The following is a 24801-nucleotide window of genomic DNA, read 5'->3' as shown; positions in this document are numbered from 1 at the left end:
CGCTTCGTTCCTTACGTTGCGAAATGATAATTTCGCAAGCTTATCGCGTTCACAACGAAATTATCCATGTTTCAATTTAAGCGCTAATGATAGTGCATTCTGACAGAGTGGATCGTGGGGGAAGATCACATCAGGCTGTAATTCCTGCAACGATATGCCGTTAATTGCCTGAATTTTCACCGGGCGGGCAAACACCGTCATCCCGCGCATGATGAGGGAGTCGCATACCCGGTTCTGTTCATCCAGCGCAATTGCAACCACGACGCGCGGTTTAAAGCGCCCCCCGGAGCGCCCGACGCCCACGCGGCCCTTCTGGCACAGGGCGTCAAACGCGCGGTTAAACTGATGGATCTGCCAGCCGCCGAATGCCATCTGGCAGATCCAGGCGAGGGCGGCGACGGTGATGAGTGCGGTTACCATATCGGCTCCTTGTTATATTCCCTCTCCCACAGGGAGAGGGTGAGGGTGAGGACATCAGCCTGCTCGATCAGAACATCACCTGCCCACCGGTGACGTTAATCGACTGGCCGGTGCAGTACGAGGCTTTCGGGCTGGCGTAAAACAGCAGCATGTTCAGCACGTCCTGATAGTCGCACCCGCGCTTCAGCGGCACTTTGTCGATGTAATACTGCTCCACTTCGTCTTCTTTGATGCCAAGCTTGGTGGCGTATTGAGGTAGCAGCGACTGGAACATTGGCGACTTCAGCAGGTTGCCCAGCATCAGCGAGTGAACGGTAATCCCGTATTCGGCCAGATCCAGCGCCAGAGACTGGGTCAGCCCTACGCCGCCAAATTTCGCCGCGCTGTAGCCGGAGTTATGCTTGCTGCCCACTTTGCCCGATTTGGAGTTGATCTGAATGATGCGCCCCTGAATGCCGTCGCGGATCATCAGACGGGAAAATTCGCGGGCGCAGAGGAAGTAACCCACCAGATTCACCTGCAGCGAGCGGTCAAAGTCCCCCAGTTCGAAATCGCTGATAAACGCCGCTTTCGCGATCCCTGCGCTGTAGACCAGCAGGTCGGTACGGCCAAAAATCTCGTCTACCCCGCGAGCCAGCGCCATGACGCTCTGCTCGCTGGTGGCATCGGCACCAAACCCGTACGCCATCCCCTCACCAAACTCGGTGTTGATGGTATCCGCCACGCGGGCGGCTTTCTCACTCTGAATATCCACTACCGCCACGCGGTAACCTTCTGCGGCAAGCCCACGGCAGAGAAACTCTCCTAAGGTTTGTCCTCCACCAATGACAACGGCAACCTGACTCATAACGCTCTCCTTAATTACGCAACAAATTTTAATGTGCAGCCTGGGGTAACAGCCTGCGGAACCGGCCCCTCCACGTGAACCGTGCCGGGATACTCTGCCTGCGGCTGGCCATCGAACCGCAGGGTGATGTGGCCCAGCTCGCGCAGGTTTTGCTCGGCCACGTCGCCCACGGCGGTGACGGCATAGCGGGTGTCACCCAGCTCCAGCTGGCTTCCTGCCTTTAACGCTCCGTGCAGCTCGCCGTGGCAGTGGATAAAACAAAACTCTTCGATATCTGCCGGTGCACCTTCACGGAAAGTGATCAGCATCTGGTCGCTGAGCGCATCGGCCGCGCTCTGGCCGATGCGGGTGATGGTGGTCTGATAAATCACGGTCATCGCAGGAACCTCTTATTGATAAATAAAGCCGGAAACGAACCAGGCAATCAGCACCGTCGGTGCGCCCGTCAGGAAACGACTGACCAGCACAGACGGCACGCCCACGCGTACGGTGTCCTGGCGCGCTTCGGCCAGCGACAGGCCAACGGGAATGAAGTCGCAGGCTGCCTGAGCGTTAATGGCAAACAGCGCAGGCAGAGCCAGGTGCGGAGGAATGTTGCCCAGACCAATCTGCACGCCAATCAGGACGCCGATGACCTGAGCAATCACCGCCCCCGGGCCGAGGAACGGCGACAGCAGCGGGAAGGAGCAGATCAGCGCCAGCGTCACCAGACCGAGCGGGTGGCTGGCAAGCGGGGCGAGGCCGTGGGCGATCCAGTCTCCCAGACCGGAGGCCATGATGATGCCGATTAACGCGGAGACGAAGGCCATAAACGGCAGAATGGTTTTTAGCACCGTGTCGATGGTGTCGCGCCCGGACTGGAACAGTACCGCCACGGCGGATCCCATTCCCATGCCGACCTTCGCCAGCAGGCCGTCGCTCTGCTCGGTGATCTTCTTACTGGTGTCGTAATCACGCGGTGCGGCTTTTTGCGGCGCGGAAGTGCCATTCACCAGCGTGATGTTGTCCTCCTTCACGCCTGAGACATAAATGTCTTCGAGGATGTACTGCGCCAGCGGGCCCGATTTTCCAGTGGAGTGAATATTCACCGTCGGAATGCGACGCTTCGGATAGAGGCCGCAGCGCAGGGTGCCACCGCAGTCGATAACCGCCACGCCGATTTCCGCCTCCGGTGGTTCGCCTTCTTTGAAACCGTCGACCGCTTCCCAGCCGGTCAGCTCGCGTAGTTTGTCGACAATCGCCGGGCGTGTGCCTGCGGTGATATAGACGATTTTTTTGCCTTCGGTGGCGTCGAACTCCAGCGGGCCGCCCCAGCCACCCGTACCTTTCTCAATGCGGATCCGGCTCATGCTGTGGCTCCTGACAAATGAACGCGTTGCTCAAGCTGGATGCCCATTTTTTTCTCAAAAATGGTGGTGGTGAGATCGGTCACCCAGCCACGGAAGAAGTTGGTGACCAGGCCGACCAGCAGATAGCTTACCGCCAGTGGGCCGAGCGGCAGGCCAAGCGTTGTCAGGCCGCTGGCAATGCCGAGATAAACAAACAATTCCCCCGGGTTGATATGCGGGAACAGGCCGTTCATGGAGTGACAGCTATATGAGGCGGCGGCGTAATAACTCGGCTTGTATTTTTCTGGCATAAAGCGGCCGAGGCTTAAGGTCATGGGGTTGCAGAAAACGAAGGTTCCAATGCAGGGCAACAGCAGGTAACGGGATAACGGGTTCCCGGCACAGCGTTGGGCGAAGCGTTCAATGCGTTGCTGGCCGATAAAATTAATCAGCGCGTTCATGATCACCAGCAGGCTGATCAGCAGGGGCAGGATCCCGGTCACCATGCCGGTGAAGACTTCTCCGCCTTTCTGAAACAGCCCGATGAACCACTCGGCGCCGTGGGTGATGGTTTCTATCATTCTTCTCTCCTGTGAGGCTTTTCTTGTTTTGTATTACTGGGACTAATAATAATCACTTTGAAAGGTTTTAAAGTGTTAATCAGATCTCACAATGAAAGAAAAATGGATTGTTTTGAAAGTTAATGGGCGGGGGAGACGCATTTTGGTTGAAAAAAGCGCAGATTTGCGTTGAGGAGCGTAAAGATTTGGTGGGTAAGGCGCGTACCGCTTCCTTGAGGTGTTGCGGATGCTTTACCATACTGGGTTCTTATCGAACCCGTTAAATGGATGTCCCATGTTCAAGCGTCGTTATGCAGCGTTGTTACCTGCGCTTATTCTGCTGTCCGCCTGTAGTAGTAAACCCAAGACTGAAGCCGCTGTGCAGACGGCTGGCGCGCCTTCAGGAGGATTCCTGCTGGAGCCGCAGCACAATATGATGCAGATGGGGGGCGACTTCGCGAATAACCCGGCGGCCGAACAGTTCATCGATAAAATGGTGAGCAAACACGGCTTTGACAGACAGCAACTGCATGAAATCTTATCGCAGGCGAAACGTCTGGACTACGTGCTGCGCCTGATGGACAGGCAGGCACCGTCAGCGCAGGTGCCAACCGGGCCAAACGGTGCGTGGTTGCGCTATCGCAAACAGTTTATTACCCCGGACAACGTGCAAAATGGCGTGGTGTTCTGGAATCAGTATGAAGATGCCCTCAATCGCGCGTGGCAGGTCTACGGCGTGCCGCCTGAAATCATCGTCGGCATTATTGGCGTGGAAACGCGCTGGGGCCGCGTGATGGGCAAAACACGCATTCTTGATGCGCTGGCCACGCTCTCGTTTAACTATCCGCGTCGTGCCGAGTACTTCTCTTCCGAGCTGGAAACCTTCCTGCTGATGGCGCGTAACGAACAGGATGACCCGCTCGATCTGAAAGGGTCGTTTGCCGGAGCGATGGGCTACGGCCAGTTTATGCCCTCTTCCTACAAACAGTATGCCGTCGACTTTAACGGAGATGGTCACATCAACCTGTGGGATCCGGTGGATGCCATCGGCAGCGTGGCGAACTACTTCAAGGCACACGGCTGGACGCCGGGTGGGCAGGTTGCCGTGCAGGCTAACGGCGAAGCGTTTGGTCTGGAAAACGGCTTCAAAACCAAATACAGCGTTGCGCAGCTGACGGCGGCAGGTTTAACGCCAACGCAGCCGCTGGGTAATGTCGATCAGGTGAGCCTGCTGCGTCTGGATGTAGGAACCGGGTATCAGTACTGGTACGGTATGCCAAACTTCTACACCATCACCCGCTATAACCACAGCACGCACTATGCGATGGCCGTGTGGCAGCTGGGCCTGGCGGTATCGCAGGCGCGTGTCCCTGCGGCATCGCCGTTTAGTCAGTAAGTCGCTTTATTCCTCCCTCTCCCACGGGAGAGGGGAATTTTGCAGAAACATTTCGCCACACTCCCTTTGCAAACGCGCCATTTACATCTCAATCGCCTTTCATTATTGTTACGTTATAACATTAAATGTGGTGTCAACATGTCAACGTCCCTTTTCTCTTTGTCTGCGGCAGTTAGGTTTCTGCTGGCGCTGGTGATTGTCGTGTTTATCGGGCTGGCCGTGCGCTGGGCGGTGGCATTGCCATGATTGTCATGGATGAACTGATTGCGGGTTACGACCGCATGCCCGTTACGCGCGCCTTGTCGGGCGTGATTGAACGCGGAAGTATGACCGCCATTATCGGGGCCAATGGATGTGGAAAATCCACGCTGCTCAAAACACTCGCCGGGTTTATTCCGCCGGTGAGCGGCCGTTTTCGCTGGCAGGAGAAACGCCCGGTGATTGGCTGGCTGGCACAGCGTCACGCTCTGGAGGCGCAGTTTCCGCTGACGGTGCAGGATGTGGTGAGTATGGGCTGCTGGCCGCGTGTGTCGCTCTTTTCCGGCTTTCGTCGGGAAACACGCTCGCGCATTGCCAGCGCGCTGGAGCGTGTCGGGCTGGACGCCATGGCGTTATCTACCATCGATGCACTCTCCGGCGGCCAGTTTCAGCGCATGCTATTTGCGCGGATCCTGGTGCAACAGGCGCCGCTGGTGATGCTGGATGAACCTTTTACCGGCGTCGATGAAGCTACCTGTAACGTGCTGATGGACCTGATGCTCGAGATGTACATGCAGGGCCAGACCCTGCTTGCGGTATTGCATGACAGCGAGCGCGTATCGCGTCATTTTCCGCAAACACTACGGCTGGATACGACTATTCCGCACTGGAAAACCGAGCGGGTGAGGGTGGCATGATCTGGCATCTCTTCTTTCAGCCGTTTATCGAATACGGCTTTATGCGTCGCGCGCTGGTGGTGTGCCTGGCGCTGTCCGTCAGCACCACGGCACTGGGCGTATTTCTTCAGCTGCGCCGGATGAGCCTGATGGGCGATGCCCTTTCACACGCCATTTTACCCGGCGTTGCGGTGGGCTATCTGCTGAGCGGTATGTCACTGCTGGCGATGAGCATCGGCGGGTTTATCGCCGGGATCGCCGTGGCGCTGGTGGCCGGGCTGGTCAGTCGACGTACGCCGCTCAAAGAGGACGCCAGTTTTGCCGGGTTCTATCTCGGCTCGCTGGCGCTGGGCGTGACGCTGGTGTCGCTACGTGGTTCGAACGTCGATCTGCTGCACCTGCTGTTTGGCTCCATTCTGGCGGTGGATAACGACGCCGCGCTGTTTGTGGCTGGCGTGTGCATCTTCACGCTGGTGACGCTGGCAGTTTTCTATCGTGGGCTGGTGACTGAGGCGTTCGATACCGCCTGGCTACAGGTTAACGCCCGCTGGCTGCCCGGCCTGTTGCACGGGCTGTTTCTGGCGCTACTGGTGCTTAACCTGGTGGCCGGATTTCAGGTTCTCGGCACGCTGATGGCCGTCGGGCTGATGATGTTGCCGGCGGTGGCTGCACGCTGCTGGGTGCGCACCCTGCCGGGGTTGCTCTGCCTGGCGGGCATCAGCGGCGTTTTTTGCGCATGGCTGGGGTTAAGCCTCTCCTGGGCGGTGAGTTTACCCGCCGGGCCGTCCATCGTGCTGACCGCCAGCGCGCTGTTCTTTATTTCTGTTTTATTTGGCACACGAAGCCACCTGGCTGGCAGCCTGCGTGCGCTTTTTTAACGCAAGGGGAAATGATGAAACGTACAGGGTTAATAATGGCGCTCGCGCTCGGGATGTTGTCACAGGGCGTGATGGCGAAAACGCTTAATGTGGTCACCAGTTTTTCCATTCTGGGAGACATTACGCGTGAGGTAGGGGGCGACCGGGTCAATGTGACCACGCTGGTGGGGCCGGACGGCGATCCGCATACCTTTGAACCGTCGCCGAAAGACAGTGCGGCGCTCAGCAAGGCCGATGTAGTGGTGGTGAACGGTCTGGGGCTGGAGGGCTGGCTCGACCGTCTGGTGAAGGCCTCCGGATTTAAGGGCCAGCTGGTAGTGGCTTCGACCGGGGTGAAAACCCACACGCTTGAAGAGGACGGGAAAACCGTGACCGATCCGCATGCCTGGAACAGCGCGGCGAACGGGGCACTGTATGCGCAAAATATCCTTGCCGGTCTGGTAAAAGCCGATCCTGAAGATAAGTCGGCGCTGGAGGCCACCGGTCAACCCTATATCGCGCAGCTTATGCAACTGGACAGCTGGGCCAAAACGCAGTTCAGCCAGATCCCGCAGGTAAAACGTAAAGTCCTCACCAGCCATGACGCCTTCGGCTACTTCAGCCGCGCCTATGGCGTAACCTTTATTGCGCCGCAGGGCTTGTCGTCAGAGAGCGAAGCCAGCGCAGCGCAGGTGGCTGAGATTATCAATCAGATTAAAGCGGACGGGGTGAAAACCTGGTTTATGGAAAACCAGCTCGACCCGCGCCTGGTTAAACAAATTGCCACGGCCACCGGTGCGCAGCCGGGGGGCGAACTTTACCCGGAGGCGCTGTCGGCCAAAGGCGGCGTGGCGGATACCTACGTTAAGGCGTTTCGCCATAACGTAAATACCCTCGCCAGGAGCATGAAGTAACCTTTTCTTAGCCGGTGCATTCGCATCGGCTTTTTTCTGAACCCCCCTCGTAAAACATGATCCTCATCTCCATATCTGACGAGAAAGTGCTATCTTGTGCTGCACGTTTTTCTGATGCCCGGAGCGAGAATGACTGACCATGAATTGATGCAGCTTAGCGAAGTCGTAGGACTGGCGCTTAAGCAACGTGGCGCGACTATTACGACTGCCGAATCCTGTACCGGCGGCTGGGTTGCTAAAGCCATTACCGATATTGCAGGCAGTTCCGCCTGGTTTGAACGCGGCTTTGTGACCTACAGTAACGAAGCTAAAGCGCAAATGATTGGCGTGCACGAATCCACGCTTGAACAGCATGGCGCGGTCAGCGAACCGGTGGTGATTGAGATGGCAATTGGTGCGCTAAAAGCGGCGCGTGCAGATTATGCCATCTCTATTAGCGGTATCGCCGGCCCGGACGGCGGCAGTGACGTGAAGCCTGTTGGCACCGTCTGGTTTGGTTTTGCCACCTCTAAAGGTGAAGGGATCACGCGTCGCGAGTGCTTTAGCGGCGATCGTGAAAGCGTGCGTCGTCAGGCCACCGTTTATGCGTTAAAAACGCTCTGGCAACAATTTCTACAAAACACTTGATACTGTATGACTATACAGTATAATTGCACCAACAGAACAGAAATCCACGGTGAAGCACAGTCGCTTCTCCCGGCATGACAGGAGTAATAATGGCTATCGACGAAAACAAACAGAAAGCGTTGGCGGCAGCACTGGGCCAGATCGAAAAGCAATTCGGTAAAGGCTCCATCATGCGCCTGGGTGAAGACCGTACCATGGATGTGGAAACGATCTCCACCGGTTCGCTTTCTCTGGATATCGCGCTGGGCGCGGGCGGCCTGCCAATGGGCCGTATCGTAGAGATCTACGGGCCAGAATCCTCCGGTAAAACCACCCTGACGCTGCAGGTGATTGCCGCGGCGCAGCGCGAAGGTAAAACCTGTGCCTTTATCGATGCCGAGCACGCGCTGGACCCTGTTTATGCTCGTAAGCTGGGCGTGGATATCGATAACCTGCTGTGTTCGCAGCCAGATACAGGTGAACAGGCGCTGGAGATTTGTGACGCGCTGGCGCGTTCCGGTGCGGTTGACGTTATCGTGGTCGACTCCGTTGCTGCGCTGACGCCAAAAGCGGAAATCGAAGGCGAAATCGGCGACTCTCACATGGGCCTCGCGGCACGTATGATGAGCCAGGCAATGCGTAAGCTGGCCGGTAACCTGAAGCAGTCCAACACGCTGCTGATCTTCATCAACCAGATCCGTATGAAAATTGGCGTAATGTTCGGTAACCCGGAAACCACTACTGGTGGTAACGCGCTGAAATTCTATGCTTCTGTCCGTCTGGATATCCGCCGTATCGGTGCGGTGAAAGAGGGTGAGAACGTGGTGGGGAGTGAAACCCGCGTGAAGGTCGTGAAGAACAAGATCGCCGCGCCGTTCAAACAGGCTGAATTCCAGATTCTCTACGGTGAAGGTATCAACTTCTTCGGCGAACTGGTTGACCTGGGCGTGAAAGAGAAGCTGATCGAAAAAGCGGGCGCATGGTACAGCTACAACGGCGATAAAATTGGTCAGGGTAAAGCGAATGCGATCTCCTGGCTGAAAGAGAACCCGGCTGCAGCGAAAGAGATCGAGAAGAAAGTGCGTGAGCTTCTGCTGAACAACCAGGACTCTAAACCTGATTTTGTGGTTGATGGTGCGGATGCTGAAGAAACTAACGAAGACTTTTAAGGCTTTCGTTTAAAAATGAAGGGCTGCTGATGCGGCCCTTTTTGCATTTCTGAACCAGCAGGTTTTTTATGAGCGAATCCACAACGCGTCGACCCGCTTATGCGCGATTACTGGACCGCGCGGTGCGGATCCTTGCCGTGCGTGACCACAGTGAACAAGAGCTGCGGCGTAAATTGTCGGCCCCGGTGATGAGTAAAAATGGACCGGAAGAGATTGATGCCACCGCGGAAGATTATGACCGGGTGATTGCCTGGTGCTATGAGCATCACTATCTGGATGACGACCGTTTTGCTTCCCGGTTCCTGGCCAGCCGTGGCCGCAAGGGATACGGTCCGGCGCGTATTCGTCAGGAGCTGAACCAGAAGGGCGTTGCCCGTGAGTCCATCGAAAAAGCAATGCGCGACTGTGACACCGACTGGTGTGCGCTGGCAAAAGAGCAGGCGATTCGTAAATACGGTGAACCGCTGCCGCGTGAATTTTCAGAAAAAGTCAAAATCCAGCGCTTTTTGCTCTACCGCGGCTTTCTGATGGAAGATATTCAGGATATCTGGCGTAATTTTGCCGATTGAACGCATGCGGGATTTTACTTCCCACCAAAGAAAACTTATCTTATTCCCACTTTTTCCAGTAGCAGGTCTGTCCAGGGGTTTACCGATACCGGCTTGCTACGACATTTCGTTAGCTTGATTTCAGGATAATTATGAGCAAGAGCACCGCTGAGATCCGTCAGGCGTTTCTCGATTTTTTCCATAGTAAGGGACACCAGGTTGTTGCCAGCAGCTCCCTGGTGCCGAACAACGACCCAACTCTGCTGTTTACCAACGCCGGGATGAACCAGTTCAAGGATGTGTTCCTTGGTCTCGACAAGCGTAATTATTCCCGCGCCACAACCTCACAGCGTTGCGTGCGTGCGGGCGGTAAACACAACGATCTGGAAAACGTCGGTTACACCGCGCGCCACCATACCTTCTTCGAAATGCTGGGTAACTTCAGCTTCGGCGACTATTTCAAACATGATGCTATTCAATACGCGTGGGAACTGCTGACCGGTGAAAACTGGTTCAACCTGCCGAAAGAGCGTCTGTGGGTTACCGTCTATGAAACCGATGACGAAGCCTACGAAATCTGGGAAAAAGAAGTCGGTATCCCGCGCGAACGTATTATTCGCATCGGTGACAACAAAGGCGCACCGTACGCGTCTGACAACTTCTGGCAGATGGGTGACACCGGCCCTTGCGGTCCGTGCACCGAGATCTTCTACGATCACGGCGACCACATCTGGGGTGGTCCTCCAGGCAGCCCTGAAGAAGACGGCGATCGCTACATTGAGATCTGGAACATCGTCTTCATGCAGTTCAACCGTCAGGCCGACGGCACCATGGAGCCGCTGCCGAAGCCGTCCGTTGATACCGGTATGGGCCTGGAGCGTATCGCGGCTGTTCTGCAGCACGTTAACTCCAACTACGAAATTGATCTGTTCAGCACCCTGATCAAAGCCGTTGCAGAAGTGACCGGCGCGACCGATCTGAACAACAAATCACTGCGCGTAATCGCAGACCATATCCGTTCCTGTGCGTTCCTGATTGCTGACGGTGTTATTCCGTCGAATGAAAACCGTGGCTATGTGCTGCGTCGTATCATTCGTCGTGCTATCCGTCACGGCAACATGCTGGGCGCGAAGGACACCTTCTTCTATAAGCTCGTTGGGCCACTGGTTGGCGTAATGGGTTCTGCAGGTGACGAGCTGAAACGCCAGCAGGCGCAGGTTGAGCAAGTACTGAAAACTGAAGAAGAGCAGTTTGCACGTACGCTGGAGCGTGGTCTGGCGCTGCTGGATGAAGAACTCGCTAAGCTTAAGGGCGACACGCTGGATGGCGAAACCGCCTTCCGCCTGTACGACACTTACGGCTTCCCGGTTGACCTGACGGCGGACGTTTGCCGTGAGCGCAACATCAAAGTGGACGAAGCGGGCTTCGAAGCGGCGATGGAAGAGCAGCGTCGTCGTGCGCGTGAGTCCAGCGGTTTTGGCGCAGACTACAACGCGATGATCCGCGTGGATAGCGCGTCTGAATTTAAAGGTTATGAAGCGCTGGAACTGACTGGCAAAGTGACCGCCCTGTTTGTTGACGGCAAAGCCGTAGACAGCATCAGCGCAGGTCAGGATGCAGTTGTCATTCTGGATAAAACCCCGTTCTATGCGGAATCCGGTGGTCAGGTTGGCGATAAAGGCGAACTGAAAGGCAACGGTTTCAGCTTCAGTGTGAACGACACTCAGAAATACGGCCAGGCGATTGGTCATCTGGGTAAACTGGTTTCAGGCTCCCTGAAAGTGGGCGAGGGCGTTCAGGCTAATGTTGACGAAGCGCGCCGCGCACGCATCCGTCTGAACCACTCGGCAACGCACCTGATGCACGCTGCACTGCGTGAGGTTCTGGGAACGCATGTTGCACAGAAAGGTTCTCTGGTTAACGACAAAGTGCTGCGTTTCGACTTCTCGCATTTTGAAGCGATGAAACCGTCTGAAATCCGTGCGGTGGAAGATCTGGTGAACGCGCAAATCCGTCGTAACCTGCCAATCGAAACCCACATTATGGATCTCGACGCGGCGAAGAAAAAAGGTGCGATGGCCCTGTTTGGTGAGAAATATGACGACCGTGTTCGCGTATTGAGCATGGGCGACTTCTCTACCGAGCTGTGCGGTGGTACACACGCATCGCGTACCGGTGATATCGGTCTGTTCCGCATCATTTCTGAATCCGGTACGGCGGCAGGTGTGCGTCGTATTGAAGCGGTGACCGGTGAAGGCGCGATTGCCAGCCTGCATGCGCAGAGTGACCAGCTGCACGATATCGCGCAGCTGTTGAAAGGCGATACCCAGAATCTGGGCGAGAAAGTGCGTGTTGCGCTGGATCGTACTCGCCAGTTGGAAAAAGAGCTGCAGCAGCTGAAAGAGCAGGCTGCGGCGCAGGAGAGTGCAAACCTCTCCAGCAAAGCTGTAGACATTAAGGGCGTCAAACTGCTTGTCAGCGATCTGGCAGGTGTAGAGCCTAAGATGCTGCGTACCATGGTCGACGATCTCAAGAACCAGCTTGGTTCGACGGTTATCGTACTGGCGACGGTAGCAGAAGGTAAGGTTTCTCTGATTGCGGGCGTCTCTAAGGATGTGACCGACCGCGTTAAAGCAGGGGAACTGATTGGCATGGTTGCCCAGCAGGTGGGTGGCAAAGGTGGCGGTCGTCCGGACATGGCGCAAGCCGGTGGTACGGATGCGGCGGCACTTCCTGCGGCATTGGCCAGCGTTGAAAGCTGGGTAAGCGCGAAACTGTAATAACTACAAAGCACAAACAGACGCCATAGCGGTAACGTTATGGCGTCTTGTTCACTGCACTATCGATAACGATAAAGTCAGGTTGAGTTTGTGTATATCGGCTAAACTTACGTTTAACAGAATGTGATGCCGTGACTGCTTACACTTTACGTGTTTGTCATCGCTTACTTTTTGGCGTTATATGATGGATAATGCCGGGATACAAGAGACCCGACTCTTTTAATCTTTCAAGGAGCAAAGAATGCTGATTCTGACTCGTCGAGTTGGTGAGACCCTCATGATTGGGGATGAGGTCACCGTGACAGTTTTAGGGGTAAAGGGTAACCAGGTACGTATTGGTGTTAACGCTCCTAAAGAAGTATCTGTCCACCGTGAAGAGATCTACCAGCGTATCCAGGCTGAAAAATCCCAGCAGTCCAGTTACTGATATTGTCGCGTCTCGCTGTCGGGCGAGACGCAACCCCTCCTGTTATTTTTCCTGCTTAAAGTTACCGTTCGATTTCAATCGCTCTGTTTTTAACCACTCTCGCCAGCTTATCTCGTCCAAACCACACGCTTCTCTTCATAGATTTCTGGGAGGATGCCTGCAAAATCCGCTTATAAAACACTCTCTTTGCGGCTTTTACATGCGAATTGCCTGTGATTTGTGCAAACGATAAAAGCTTTTGGAAAATTGTTTGACTTATAAGTCCCAGAAAGTAATATATGCGCCACGCAGCGACGAGAAGCTCTTAACGAGTGGCTCGAAGCACTCGAAAGAGGCGTTGTGTGGTGAGGTGGCCGAGAGGCTGAAGGCGCTCCCCTGCTAAGGGAGTATGCGGTCAAAAGCTGCATCCGGGGTTCGAATCCCCGCCTCACCGCCATTTTGCATCCGTAGCTCAGCTGGATAGAGTACTCGGCTACGAACCGAGCGGTCGGAGGTTCGAATCCTCCCGGATGCACCATCTATTACTTCATATTGCTTTAGAAGTGATATGAACATCGAGCAGTACAGTAGTAAATCCCGATGCATCCGTAGCTCAGCTGGATAGAGTACTCGGCTACGAACCGAGCGGTCGGAGGTTCGAATCCTCCCGGATGCACCATTTACTATTTCTGAAAGCAGTACCCTGATGCATCCGTAGCTCAGCTGGATAGAGTACTCGGCTACGAACCGAGCGGTCGGAGGTTCGAATCCTCCCGGATGCACCATTTACTGTTTCTAAAAGCATTTCCCCGATGCATCCGTAGCTCAGCTGGATAGAGTACTCGGCTACGAACCGAGCGGTCGGAGGTTCGAATCCTCCCGGATGCACCATCTTCTCCTGGTTTGTTTATTCCTTCGACGTTCCGTCAGCAATCACACTCTCTGTCAGCGACAAAAACGCCCGTTTACGATAAAGTAACCCTTTGTTAATCGGTTAGCGAGAGCACGATGTACGCACAGTATGACGGTTTGATCTTCGATATGGATGGCACGCTTCTGGATACCGAACCCACGCATCGCCAGGCCTGGACGGACGTTCTTGGACGTTACGGTATGCGCTTCGATCTCCAGGCGATGATAGCCCTCAACGGATCACCTACCTGGCGTATCGCACAGGCCGTGATTGAACTTAATCAGGCCGATCTTGATCCGCACCAGCTCGCGCGTGAAAAAACCGATGCAGTCAAAGCTATCCTGCTGGATACCGTGCGTCCTCTGCCGCTTATTGACGTGGTAAAAGAGTGGCACGGACGTCGCCCGATGTCGGTCGGCACGGGCAGCGAAAGCGCTATCGCCGAAGCGCTGCTCAACCATCTTGGCCTGCGCCACTATTTTTCTGCGGTGGTTGCCGCCGACCATGTTAAAAATCACAAACCCGCACCGGACACCTTCCTGCTTTGCGCAGAACGAATGGGTGTGCCGGCGGCAAAATGCGTTGTCTTTGAAGATGCCGACTTTGGCATTCAGGCCGCGCGTGCTGCCGGAATGGATGCGGTGGATGTTCGCTTACTGTGAGTGACGCGCTGTCACTTTTATCATTATTCGCCAGCAGTTTTTTAAGTGCTACGCTTTTACCGGGTAATTCGGAAGTGGTGCTGGTGGCGATGCTGTTGTCTGGCGTGAGTCAGCCCTGGTTGCTTGTGTTAATAGCAACAATGGGTAATAGCCTTGGAGGGCTGACTAACGTTATTCTTGGGCGTTTCTTTCCGCTGCGTGAAAAATCGCGCTGGCAGGAAAAGGCAGTCGGCTGGCTAAAACGCTATGGCGCTGCCACGCTGTTATTAAGCTGGATGCCTGTAATAGGCGATTTACTGTGTCTGCTGGCGGGATGGATGCGCATCTCCTGGGGGCCGGTGCTCTTTTTTTTGTGCCTTGGCAAGGCGTTGCGCTATGTTCTTGTGGCGTGGGCAACACTACAGGGTATGACGTGGTGGCACTAATTGGTGGAATGAATACGCGACCTTCAATCGTCAACCATTACAATTATGCTGAGTAACATTACTTTGACAGGCGGGAGGTCAATTTGATCCCGGACGTATCACAGGCGCTGGCCTGGCTGGAAAACCACCCTCAGGCACTGAAGGGTATTCAGCGTGGCCTTGAGCGTGAAACGCTGCGCGTAAACGCGGATGGCAGCTTAGCGACGACGGGTCACCCGAAGACGTTAGGCTCGGCGCTGACACATAAATGGATCACTACCGATTTCGCTGAAGCACTGCTGGAATTTATCACTCCGGTGGACGGTGATATTGATCATATGCTGACGATATTGCGCGACATCCATCGCTACACCGCCCGAAATATGGGCGATGAGCGTATGTGGCCGCTCAGCATGCCCTGCTATATCGAGCAGGGGCAGGAGATTGAACTGGCGCAATACGGCACGTCGAATATCGGACGACTGAAAACGCTGTATCGCGAGGGTCTGAAAAACCGCTACGGCGCGTTGATGCAGACGATCTCAGGCGTACATTACAACTTCTCTTTGCCGATGGCTTTCTGGCAGGCGAAATGCGGTGAAACGGATAAGGACGCGATCTCCGTGGGTTACTTCCGCCTGATCCGCAACTATTACCGTTTTGGCTGGGTTATTCCTTACCTGTTTGGTGCGTCTCCGGCTATATGCTCCTCGTTCCTGCAGGGGAAACCGACGACGCTACCGTTCGAGAAGACCGCGTGCGGAATGTACTACCTGCCGTATGCCACCTCGCTGCGTCTGAGCGACCTTGGCTATACCAATAAATCGCAAAGCAATCTCGGTATTACGTTTAACGAATTGCACGAATATGTGGCAGGATTGAAGCGGGCGATCAAAACCCCGTCGGAAGAGTACGAGAAAATCGGCCTCGAAAAAGACGGCAAACGTCTGCAAATCAACAGCAATGTGCTGCAGATTGAAAACGAACTGTACGCACCGATTCGTCCGAAGCGCGTGACGCGCAGCGGTGAAACCCCGTCGGATGCGCTGCAGCGCGGCGGGATCGAATACATTGAAGTGCGCTCACTGGATATCAACCCGTTCTCACCGGTCGGTGTTGATGAGCAGCAGGTTCGCTTCCTGGATCTGTTTATGGTCTGGTGTGTGCTGGCCGATGCGCCGGAAATGAGTTCAGACGAACTGCTCTGTACCCGCACTAACTGGAACCGCGTGATCCTGGAAGGACGCAAACCGGGCCTGACGTTGGGTATCGGCTGTGAAACGGCGCAGTTCCCGCTGCCGAAAGTGGGTAAAGATCTGTTCCGCGACCTGAAGCGCGTTGCCCAGACAATGGACAGCCTTTACGGTGGCGAAGCGTATCAACAGGTCTGCGACCAGTTAGTGGAATGCTTTGATAACCCGGAGCTGACATTCTCGGCGCGTATTCTGCGTTCTATGATTGATCAGGGCATCGGCGGAACAGGGCGTGCCCTCTCCGCGGAGTACCGTGAAATGCTGATGCAGGAGCCATTAGAGATCCTGAGCGAAGCGGATTTTGCGGCGGAGCGCGATGCGTCTGTCGTACGTCAGAAAGAGGTCGAAGCGGCGGATACGGAGTCGTTTGAGGCGTTCCTGGCGAAGCAGGCTTAAGCAGAAAAGAAAAAGGCCACATCGCTGTGGCCAAAATATACATCTCTGAATTCAGGGATGATGATAACAAATGCGCGTCTTTCATATACTCAGACGTGCATTCTGTAGAAGAGTTCAGTTTATTTTAAAAAAAATCACTATCGGAGGTGACGTATGCCGTTATTAGATAGCTTTACTGTCGACCATACCCGTATGGAAGCACCTGCAGTCCGCGTGGCGAAGACCATGAACACCCCGCACGGCGACACGATCACCGTTTTCGATCTGCGCTTCTGCGTGCCGAATAAAGAAGTGATGCCGGAAAAGGGCATTCATACGCTGGAACACCTGTTTGCTGGTTTTATGCGTGACCACCTGAACGGTAACGGCGTGGAGATTATCGATATTTCTCCGATGGGCTGCCGTACCGGTTTTTACATGAGCCTGATCGGCCAGCCTGAAGAGAAGCGTGTTGCTGATGCGTGGAAAGCGGCCATGCAGGACGTGCTGAAGGTAAAAGAGCAGAACCAGATCCCTGAGCTGAACGTATACCAGTGCGGCACATATCAGATGCACTCTCTGGAAGAAGCCCAGGAGATCGCGCGTCACATCATCGAGCGTGATGTTCGCGTCAACAGCAACGAAGAGCTGGCCCTGCCAAAAGAAAAACTGCAGGAACTGCACATCTAGTGCACCTTTTCCCTCTCCCACCGGGAGAGGGTAGGGTGAGGGTTGTTTAACCCATGACCACAACGTCTACCTTCTCTTTTACCCATCGTCCCCTCGTTCCGTTTGCCCATGATTACGTTCATGGTGACAGCGAGCCGTGGCACCAGCACGACTGTGCCCAGCTGCTGCACACCCTGAGCGGGGTGGTAAGAGTGGATACCGCATCGGGCTGTTGGGTTGTTCCGCCGGGCCGTGGCGTCTGGTTGCCAGCAGGAACGCAACACTCGCTTCGCATCACCGGCAACGTGGCGGCGCGTACGCTGTTTATCGATCCGCTGGCGCGGGCCGATCTCCCTGCAACCTGCCAGATCGTGCAGATCTCGTCGCTGTTACGCGAACTGATCCTCGCTTCCCTGCTGCTTGATGAATCTTACTCGCCGGGGAGCCGCGACGAGCGGGTGTATGAGCTGATTCTGGATGAGATCCGTTTGATGCCAGTGCTACCGTTTCATCTGCCGGAGCCAGAAAGCGAGCCGTTACGCCAGCTTTGCCAGCGGATCCGCCAGGCACCCGGTGAAAGCTGGAGCAGTACTGAGGCGGCGAGCTGCGCAGGCATGAGTGAGCGCACACTGAACCGTCATTTTCAACAGCAGACCGGTTTACGCTACGCGGAGTGGTTGAGAAGGGCGCGCCTGCTGGAGGCGTTGCAACGGCTGGCTCAGGGGCAGCCCGTGCTACGCGTAGCGCTGGATCTGGGCTACGGTAGCCACAGCGCCTTTACCGCGATGTTTCGCCGGGTGATGGGGACATCACCCAGCGATTACTTCAAAGACAGCTCACCGCATTAAACAGCGCCTGGAGCGAGGCGCGCGCCACGTCACTGTCAATGCCCACTCCCCAACGGCTGCTGCCGTCCTGGAACAGGCAGCGGATGTAAGCCACCGAGCGGCTGTCGCTGCGCTCCCCCAGCGTATGTTCGTGGTAGTCTTTAATCACAAACGGGGTGTTGAGCCAGCGGCTTAACCCACTGGCTGCCGCGGATAACAGCCCGTTGCCCTGGCCTTCAAGCTGGCGCGTTGTGCCCTGCGTCACGACGCTTGCCGTCAAACGTAACTGACCGTCCTGCTGACTGTCGCTGCGATAAGATTGCAGGGCAAAGTGTGGGTCTGCGACCAGCCCGTAGCGGCTGCGAAACAGCTGCCACAGGGCGTGCTGTGTCATCTCTTTACCGTGGCGATCGGTCTCCTGCTGCACATGCTGGCTAAAATCCTGCTGCAACGCGCGGGGCAACTTCAGACCATGATTCTGCTCGATGAGCCAGGCGCTGCCGCTTTTCCCGGACTGGCTGTTAACCCTGATCACCGCTTCATACGTGCAGCCGATATCCTGCGGATCGACGGGCAGGTACGGCATCTCCCAGCGCTCGCCCGGTTTGCGGGCATCAAAGCCTTTTTTGATGGCGTCCTGATGCGAGCCCGAGAAGGCGGTATAGGCCAGCCGTCCCGCCCACGGATGGCGCGGGTGTACCGGAAGCTGGTTGCAGGCTTCCACCACTTCTACCACCCGGTTCATATCGCTAAAGTTGAGATTCGGGCTGATCCCCTGGCTGTAGAGATTCATCGCCAGCGTTACCAGGCAGACGTTGCCCGTGCGTTCGCCGTTGCCAAACAGACAGCCTTCCACCCGGTCCGCACCCGCCATCACCGCCAGCTCCGCGCTGGCCACGCCGGTACCGCGGTCATTATGCGGATGAACGCTGATGCAAACATCGGCGCGACGGCTAAAGTGGCGGCAGAAATACTCAATCTGATCGGCATACACGTTCGGCGTGCTGACCTCCACGGTGGCCGGTAAGTTGATCACCATGGGCCGTTCGGCGCAGGGCTGCCAGATCTCCGCCACCGCTTCACAAATCTCCAGCGCAAACTCCGGCTCGGTAAAGCAGAAGGTCTCCGGGGAGTATTCGTACTGCCAGCGCGTCTCCGGGTTCTCTTCGCACAGCGTGCGGATAAGCCGCGTGGAGCGTGTTGCCAGCTCAACGATTTGCGCTTTCTCCAGGCCGAACACCAGGCGGCGAAACAGCGGGGCGGTGGCGTTATACAGATGGACGGTGGCCTGTTTCGCGCCACGTAACGATTCAAAGGTCCGGACGATCAGGTCTTCTCGTGCCTGGGTTAACACCTGAATTGTGACGTCATCCGGGATGCGATTCTCTTCAATCAACTGGCGAACAAAGTTGAAATCCGTCTGCGAGGCAGAAGGAAAGGCAACTTCAATCTCTTTAAACCCGCAGCTTAACAGCAGATCCCAGAACTGCAGCTTGCGCGTGCTGTCCATGGGTTCGGCCAGGGCCTGGTTGCCATCGCGTAAATCGGTTGAGAGCCAGCGCGGGGCATGGGTGATGCGTTGCTCAGGCCAGCGACGGTCGGGAAGAGAAATAACGGGATAAGGCTGGTACTTGTCGGCGGGTGTGTTCAGCATGATGCGCTCCTGTTGTCTTTTCACTATCGTGAATCGATTTCAGGAGCGCTGCTTTATCGGATGTGACAATTGCTGTCGCGTTTTGGACAACAGCGCGGGTTTTGCCGGATGTGCACATATCGTAGGCCCGATAAGCGAAGCGCCACCGGGCATTTCACGCAGAGGACTAGTGCGCGCCACCCCCTCCACCGCCGGCACCAAACGGCGGTCTGGCAAACCACACCAGCCCCAGCAGGACGATGAAGATCCCCGCGGATATCCAGAAAATCTCGTTAGCCGAGATAATCAGCCCCTGGTTGGTGATCTGCTGGGCAATCCAGCCGGACGCCTGCTGTTCCGTCATGCCCATCCCCTGAAGCTGGCTATACATCTGCTGCGCATTCGGGTTGTACGGATTTACCGCTTCGGTCAGCTGCGCATGGTGCATCGATTCCCGGTTTGTCCACAGCGTGGTGGTGATCGATGTCCCGATGGAGCCCGCTAATGTACGGGTAAAGTTCGACAGGCTCGACGCGGCCGCCAGACGCTCAGGCGGTAAGCCAGACAGCGTGATGGTGGTCAGCGGCATAAAGAAGCACGCTACCGCGAAGCCCTGAATAAACTGCGGCCACGCAGAGGCGCCAAAGTCCATCCCCGGTTCAAAGGTATACGCACGCCAGTAGAAGCACACCGCATACATAATGAAGCTGAAGGTCACCAGCCGACGCATGTCGAGCTTATGGGCAAAGCGGCCAATGATCGGCGATAGCAGCACCGGGATCACCCCAACAGGCGCAGAGGCCAGACCCGCCCAGGTCGCGGTATAGCCATACACCTCCTGCAGCAGCTGCGGCAGCAGAACAATCGCGCCGAAGTAGAGCATATAGGCGAGGCTGATACACAGACAGCCGATGGTGAAATTTCGCGACTTAAACAGCGAGAGATCGACTATCGGGTTGTCGTCCGTCAGCTCCCAGACAATCAGGAAGCTCAGCGACACCACCGCGACAATGGTCAGGATGATGATCTCCTGCGAGTTGAACCAGTCCAGCTCCTTACCCCGGTCGAGCATGATCTGCAGACTGCCGATACCGAGGATCAGCAGCGCCAGACCAATGCTGTCGATTCGCCGCTGTTCGGTACGGGTCTCACGACCGCGCAGGGATTGCAGCGTCATCAGAACCACAACCGCTCCAATCGGAACGTTGATGAAGAAGATCCAGCCCCAGTGGTAGTTATCGCTGATGTACCCGCCGAGAATCGGTCCGCAGATAGGCGCGACGATCACGGTCATTGACCACAGCGCCAGCGCGACGGAGCGTTTTGCAGGCGGGTAGTTACTCAGCAGCAAACTTTGCGAAAGGGGGATCAGCGGCCCGGCGACAATCCCCTGGATGACGCGGAAGAAAATCAGCATCGTCAGGCTGCTGGACATCCCGCACGCCCAGGAGGCCAGCACAAACGCCACTGTTGACCACAGGAACAACTTCACCTCACCGACGCGCTTCGCCAGCCAGCCGGTAATCGGAATGGAGATGGCGTTTGCCACCCCGAACGAGGTAATGACCCAGGTTCCCTGGCTCAATGATGAGCCAAGGTTCCCGGCGATCGTCGGGATCGCCACGTTTGCGATGGTGGAGTCCAGCACCTGCATGAATGTCGCCAGCGACAACGCAATGGTCATTATGACCAGCTGCGCGCCTTCCAGCGGTTTTTGCGGCTTTTGCTGTTGCATAACGCTCACCTTCGGATTAACCGGCGTTTGCCTTCACGATGTCATCGATCAGCTTGTTGACCGGATCGAGGCTAATTTCACGGGCGTTACTTTCATAAGCCGGAGTGCTGCGTACCTGGCTTGCCAGGATCTGGCCGTCGCGGTTAGCGGTATCCACCGTCACCAGCGTGGAGAGGCCAATACGCAGCGGATGGTCTGCCAGCTGCTTAGGATCAAGCTCGATACGCACAGGCAGACGCTGCACCACTTTGATCCAGTTACCGGTGGCGTTTTGCGCAGGCAGCAGCGAGAAGGCGCTGCCGGTACCCATATCCAGACCCACCACTTTACCGGTGTACTTCACGTCGTCGCCGTAAATGTCGCTGATAACAGTTGCGGTCTGGCCGATACGCATATGGGCAAGCTGCGTCTCTTTGAAGTTCGCATCAACCCACAGATTGTCCGCCGGCACGACCGCCATCAGCGGCGTGGTTGGGCTGATCTGCGCGCCTGGCTGTACGGAACGACGGGAGACGTAGCCGGTCATCGGGCTGACGATTTTGGTACGCTGCAGGGCAAGCCACGCGTTACGCACTTCGGTCGCCGCCTGTTGTACCGCAGGCTGGTTTTCAAGGCTGGTACCGAGAATCATCGCCTGGTTAGCGTTGTACTGCTGAATAGCCACATCCAGCTGCGCCTGGGCGCTGGCAACGGCATCGCGGGCGTGCTGCAGCTCTTCACGGCCAATCAGATTGGCGGTACCGAGCGGCACGCGACGGTTCAGGTCGCTCTGTGCCTGGGCGAGTGCGGTTTTCTGCACGTCGATGTTGGCCTGCAGCTGCTTACTGTTGATCATCAGCTGACGGGTCTGACGCACGCTGGAGGCCAGCGCGGTCTGTGCTTTTTCAAACGCCTGTTGAGCGTCGGTCGGATCCAGCGTGACCAGCACATCCCCTTTTTGCACAAAGTCGGTATTGTCAGCCCAGACTTTCGTCACGCTGCCCGACACCTGCGCCATAATTTGTACCTGATTCCCTGCCACGTATGCGTCGTCTGTCTCTTCTGCATGACGCAATACTAAAAACCAATAGATCCCATATGCCACGGCAATAATGATAAAGAGCAAGGTCAACAGAAGAAGGGCGCTCTTACGTTTGCCTTTCTTGTTGGCCGGTTGCTGCGGGGTTGTGTTCTCCGCATTTGCGCTCATTGTTGTTCTCCACGATCTTCTTATTTTCACATCGGCTGAGCCGACCTGTTGTCAGAAAGGCCAGCAGTGTCACGTGCTGGCCTGTCAGTTTTCTTTTATTAAATCTGGATGTTCGAGCGTGTCGTCGCGTTAGCGCAGCGCCTCAAGGATGGCGCCATCTTCATCCATCTGATCCAGACGGGTGAGCAGCTTGCGAGTGATGTGCTCAAGCTGGTCGCGCTCGCTTGTGCTGAGGACAGACCAGAGTTTGTGCAGGCAGTTGTGCTGAGGTGGCAGGACCTCACGCAGGAATTGGTGACCTTTGTCGGTCAGTTGCAGATGCAGGCAACGGCGGTCGTTATCGCTTTCACGGCGTTCAATCCAGCCGCGCTTTTCCAGCTCATCAGCGATACGGGTGGCGTTCGTACGGGACGAACCCAGCGCGCAGCTCAGCTCAGACGGCTGAATACTGTGGTTTTCCTGAGACTCCAGCGTAATCAACGCCATAAATAACGTCTCGTTAATCCCCTGAGCTTTCAGCATCTTATTACGATTATCCAGCAGTTTCCCCTGCATGTGCATGCACAGGCGGGTCAGCAGGATTTCCTGATACGGGAAGTCCTCATGACGACTGGCGCGGAATTTAAGCATTTGTTCAATGGGCGTAAACGAACTATCCATTTGGGCATAACCTCATTAATTACAGCCGATATAGTAACGACAGTGACAAATAATGTAAATGAATTATTTGTGCGGTTAAATCCGCCAAACTAATGTCACTATCAGAAAGCGCCGGGTAAGTCCGTGACCCGGTGAGCACAGAAAGAGAGAGGGATGAACCCGCTGAAGAGAGGATGTGAGGACAGGGGTCTGAACTATTCATGCCGTTTGAAAATATGTCACCCACATTAAAATTTCTGGGATAAATGATTACGTTTACATTAACAGAGTGAGGGGCCCCTTTACACCCTAAGAGGCCCAAAGCTATGTAAAACTTAGTGAATGGCTTCCTGACGATGGTATCCACGCCACCATACTACCAGGTTTAGCGCGGCGACAACGGCCCCTGTCGCGCACACGCCTGTCCACCCGCCATGCTGCCACGCCGAGGCGGAAATTAACGAGCCTGCAGCACCGCCGATGAAGTAGCTGGTCATGTACCCGGCAGTAAGACGGTTTCGCGCGTCTGGCTTCACGCGGTAAATCACGGTCTGGTTAGTGATATGCACGCCCTGTACGGTGAGGTCGAGCACCAGAATGCCGACGATCAGCGCCAGCACGGAGGTATGACCGTACCAGATGGCCGCCCAGGAGAGCAGAAGCAGCACCAGTCCCGCGCTGGTGGTCATGTGAGATTTGCCCTTATCGGCCAGCCCGCCTGCCGGACGCGCGCCGAGCGCCCCCGCCGCACCGGCCAGACCAAACAGACCAATCACCCCTTCGGAATAGTTAAATGGCGGTGCGGCCAGCAGAAAGGCCATCGACGTCCATAGGATGCTGAAGTTGGCGAAGGTGAAACATCCCAGCAGCGCGCGGGTGCGCAGGAGTTTATCCCGGGTAAAGAGGCTGAACACGGAGGCCAGAAGCTGAGGATAGTTCAGGTGATTTTCCTGCTTCACCTTCGGCAAGCCGCGCCAGAGCGCGAGCGCCATCACCACCATCAGCACGCTTGCCACCCAGTAGACGGTACGCCAGCCGCCAAGGCTGGCCAGCAGACCTGCTACGGTACGTGCCAGCAGTATCCCCAGCAGCAGGCCGCTCATGATAGTGCCCACCACTTTGCCGCGCTTTTCCGGTGCGGCGAGGGTGGCGGCCAGTGGAACCAGAATTTGCGCCACCACGGAGAACAGACCCGTCAGCGCGGTGCCGATAATCATCATTGTTAAAGAGTGGCTGCTGGCGGTGATCAGCATGCCGCCTGCGGCCAGCAGGGTCATGGAGACAATCAGCATCCGGCGCTCAAACATGTCGCCGAGCGGCACCAGGAACAGCAACCCGGCGGCATAGCCGAGCTGCGCGGCGGTGACAATAAAGCCTGCCGAGCTGGCAGAAAGGTTAAACGCCCGGGCGATGGTATCGAGCAGAGGTTGAGCGTAGTAGTTACTGGCGACCGCCAGACCCGTTGCCACGGACATTAAAAGAATAAGCGCGGGGCTAAGCCCCTGAGATGTTTTTGTCATGGGTTTCAGAAATCATTAGTTAAGTGATTATTTTTCCGGAAACAATAATAACCAATGATTGTGAAGGATGGGGGATTGTTGGGTGATGGATTGTGCGGTTTAGGGGATGGTGCGGTCTGGTGCCCTCACCCTAACCCTCTCCCACAGGGCTGAGGGTTCCCCAGAAAAATGAAAAGCACGATGAAGTGTGATCTACTGGTTGCGCTAACAAATCAGAAGAGACCTCATCGTGCCTTTACAGACAGTGGTCCATAAATTTTTCGCCGCGTCTTTACC

At 55.9% G+C, this 24801-nt stretch carries 24 protein-coding genes and 5 tRNA genes; 19 read left to right on the top strand and 10 right to left on the bottom strand.

All coding sequences use genetic code 11. From position 1 onward, the window contains the following. Window positions 1–60 precede the first annotated feature (60 nt). The 5 genes from gutM to srlA all read right to left on the bottom strand — a co-directional run bounded on the left by gutM (window position 61) and on the right by srlA (window position 3176). Complete coding sequence (gene gutM / locus APU11_RS14665; RefSeq protein WP_013098448.1) at window positions 61–420, bottom strand: transcriptional regulator GutM; 360 nt, start codon at window positions 418–420, stop codon at window positions 61–63. A 67-nt stretch (window positions 421–487) separates the two neighbouring features. Continuing rightward, the gene (gene srlD, locus APU11_RS14660) at window positions 488–1267 is read right to left on the bottom strand and encodes a sorbitol-6-phosphate dehydrogenase (protein WP_013098447.1); all 780 of its coding nucleotides are present in this window, start codon (window positions 1265–1267) and stop codon (window positions 488–490) included. Between the two features lie 14 nt (window positions 1268–1281). Further along, window positions 1282–1644, bottom strand: a complete 363-nt coding sequence (srlB, locus tag APU11_RS14655) for a PTS glucitol/sorbitol transporter subunit IIA (RefSeq protein WP_013098446.1) — start codon at window positions 1642–1644, stop codon at window positions 1282–1284. A gap of 12 nt (window positions 1645–1656) precedes the next feature. Then, the gene (locus APU11_RS14650) at window positions 1657–2616 is read right to left on the bottom strand and encodes a PTS glucitol/sorbitol transporter subunit IIB (protein WP_020689263.1); all 960 of its coding nucleotides are present in this window, start codon (window positions 2614–2616) and stop codon (window positions 1657–1659) included. Continuing rightward, a complete protein-coding gene (srlA, locus tag APU11_RS14645) occupies window positions 2613–3176 on the bottom strand; it encodes a PTS glucitol/sorbitol transporter subunit IIC (protein ID WP_013098444.1) in 564 nt (187 codons plus the stop codon). The genes APU11_RS14650 and srlA overlap by 4 nt, the downstream gene beginning before the upstream one ends. Window positions 3177–3450: 274 nt before the next feature. Here srlA and mltB point away from each other — a divergent pair, with 274 nt between their 5' ends. The 19 genes from mltB (at window position 3451) to APU11_RS14550 (ending at window position 17830) form a co-directional block, all read left to right on the top strand. Beyond that, window positions 3451–4551 carry a lytic murein transglycosylase B gene (mltB, locus tag APU11_RS14640; protein ID WP_023620633.1) on the top strand — a complete coding sequence of 367 codons (1101 nt, stop codon included), beginning with the start codon at window positions 3451–3453 and terminating at the stop codon, window positions 4549–4551. A gap of 242 nt (window positions 4552–4793) precedes the next feature. Beyond that, a complete protein-coding gene (locus APU11_RS14635; RefSeq protein ID WP_058650468.1) occupies window positions 4794–5447 on the top strand; it encodes an ATP-binding cassette domain-containing protein in 654 nt (217 codons plus the stop codon). Beyond that, window positions 5444–6304 (top strand): metal ABC transporter permease, encoded by an 861-nt coding sequence (locus tag APU11_RS14630; protein WP_013098441.1) that lies wholly within the window; start codon window positions 5444–5446, stop codon window positions 6302–6304. Before APU11_RS14635 ends, APU11_RS14630 begins: the two co-directional genes overlap by 4 nt. A 14-nt stretch (window positions 6305–6318) precedes the next feature. Further along, a complete protein-coding gene (locus tag APU11_RS14625; RefSeq protein WP_058650469.1) occupies window positions 6319–7197 on the top strand; it encodes a metal ABC transporter substrate-binding protein in 879 nt (292 codons plus the stop codon). Window positions 7198–7326: 129 nt separating this feature from the next. After that, window positions 7327–7824: a nicotinamide-nucleotide amidase gene (gene pncC / locus APU11_RS14620; protein WP_013098439.1), complete on the top strand. Its 498-nt coding sequence runs from the start codon at window positions 7327–7329 to the stop codon at window positions 7822–7824. A gap of 89 nt (window positions 7825–7913) precedes the next feature. After that, window positions 7914–8972: a recombinase RecA gene (recA, locus tag APU11_RS14615; RefSeq protein ID WP_013098438.1), complete on the top strand. Its 1059-nt coding sequence runs from the start codon at window positions 7914–7916 to the stop codon at window positions 8970–8972. Window positions 8973–9040: 68 nt separating this feature from the next. Continuing rightward, the gene (recX, locus tag APU11_RS14610; RefSeq protein WP_013098437.1) at window positions 9041–9541 is read left to right on the top strand and encodes a recombination regulator RecX; all 501 of its coding nucleotides are present in this window, start codon (window positions 9041–9043) and stop codon (window positions 9539–9541) included. 131 nt (window positions 9542–9672) lie between these two features. Further along, complete coding sequence (gene alaS, locus APU11_RS14605) at window positions 9673–12300, top strand: alanine--tRNA ligase (protein ID WP_058650470.1); 2628 nt, start codon at window positions 9673–9675, stop codon at window positions 12298–12300. Between the two features lie 241 nt (window positions 12301–12541). Further along, entirely contained in the window at window positions 12542–12727 is a 186-nt protein-coding gene (gene csrA / locus APU11_RS14600) for a carbon storage regulator CsrA (RefSeq protein ID WP_000906486.1), read from the top strand. A 343-nt stretch (window positions 12728–13070) separates the two neighbouring features. Next, window positions 13071–13163: transfer RNA gene (locus APU11_RS14595), tRNA-Ser, on the top strand. 4 nt (window positions 13164–13167) lie between these two features. Continuing rightward, a tRNA-Arg gene (locus tag APU11_RS14590) sits at window positions 13168–13244 on the top strand. 64 nt (window positions 13245–13308) lie between these two features. Beyond that, window positions 13309–13385: transfer RNA gene (locus APU11_RS14585), tRNA-Arg, on the top strand. Between the two features lie 29 nt (window positions 13386–13414). Further along, a tRNA-Arg gene (locus tag APU11_RS14580) sits at window positions 13415–13491 on the top strand. A gap of 29 nt (window positions 13492–13520) precedes the next feature. Beyond that, window positions 13521–13597, top strand: a tRNA-Arg gene (locus APU11_RS14575). A gap of 117 nt (window positions 13598–13714) precedes the next feature. Next, a complete protein-coding gene (gene yqaB, locus APU11_RS14570) occupies window positions 13715–14281 on the top strand; it encodes a fructose-1-phosphate/6-phosphogluconate phosphatase (protein ID WP_020686219.1) in 567 nt (188 codons plus the stop codon). After that, window positions 14278–14706, top strand: coding sequence for a YqaA family protein (locus APU11_RS14565; RefSeq protein WP_014833021.1), 429 nt, complete (start codon window positions 14278–14280; stop codon window positions 14704–14706). Before yqaB ends, APU11_RS14565 begins: the two co-directional genes overlap by 4 nt. A gap of 83 nt (window positions 14707–14789) precedes the next feature. Beyond that, window positions 14790–16334, top strand: coding sequence for a glutamate--cysteine ligase (gshA, locus tag APU11_RS14560; protein ID WP_058650471.1), 1545 nt, complete (start codon window positions 14790–14792; stop codon window positions 16332–16334). A gap of 153 nt (window positions 16335–16487) precedes the next feature. Next, complete coding sequence (gene luxS, locus APU11_RS14555) at window positions 16488–17003, top strand: S-ribosylhomocysteine lyase (RefSeq protein ID WP_013098432.1); 516 nt, start codon at window positions 16488–16490, stop codon at window positions 17001–17003. Window positions 17004–17056: 53 nt separating this feature from the next. Next, complete coding sequence (locus APU11_RS14550) at window positions 17057–17830, top strand: helix-turn-helix transcriptional regulator (RefSeq protein WP_013098431.1); 774 nt, start codon at window positions 17057–17059, stop codon at window positions 17828–17830. Here the strand turns inward: APU11_RS14550 and leuA are convergent. The 5 genes from leuA to APU11_RS14525 form a co-directional block, all read right to left on the bottom strand. After that, window positions 17808–19463: a 2-isopropylmalate synthase gene (gene leuA, locus APU11_RS14545; protein ID WP_058650472.1), complete on the bottom strand. Its 1656-nt coding sequence runs from the start codon at window positions 19461–19463 to the stop codon at window positions 17808–17810. The two genes, APU11_RS14550 and leuA, sit on opposite strands and share 23 nt — an antisense overlap. 166 nt (window positions 19464–19629) lie before the next feature. Next, window positions 19630–21177: a multidrug efflux MFS transporter permease subunit EmrB gene (emrB, locus tag APU11_RS14540; protein ID WP_013098429.1), complete on the bottom strand. Its 1548-nt coding sequence runs from the start codon at window positions 21175–21177 to the stop codon at window positions 19630–19632. A 16-nt stretch (window positions 21178–21193) separates the two neighbouring features. Further along, window positions 21194–22366, bottom strand: coding sequence for a multidrug efflux MFS transporter periplasmic adaptor subunit EmrA (emrA, locus tag APU11_RS14535; RefSeq protein ID WP_013098428.1), 1173 nt, complete (start codon window positions 22364–22366; stop codon window positions 21194–21196). 129 nt (window positions 22367–22495) lie between these two features. Continuing rightward, window positions 22496–23026: a transcriptional repressor MprA gene (gene mprA, locus APU11_RS14530; protein WP_013098427.1), complete on the bottom strand. Its 531-nt coding sequence runs from the start codon at window positions 23024–23026 to the stop codon at window positions 22496–22498. Window positions 23027–23340: 314 nt separating this feature from the next. Next, window positions 23341–24525 carry an MFS transporter gene (locus tag APU11_RS14525; RefSeq protein WP_013098426.1) on the bottom strand — a complete coding sequence of 395 codons (1185 nt, stop codon included), beginning with the start codon at window positions 24523–24525 and terminating at the stop codon, window positions 23341–23343. Window positions 24526–24801: the final 276 nt, after the last annotated feature.

Origin of the sequence: Enterobacter sp. 50793107 (genome assembly GCF_001463365.1) — a bacterium.
Classification (GTDB): Bacteria; Pseudomonadota; Gammaproteobacteria; order Enterobacterales; family Enterobacteriaceae; genus Enterobacter; species Enterobacter cloacae.
Note: the sequence above shows the minus strand (reverse complement) of the source record. Positions and strands in the feature narration are given on the sequence as shown.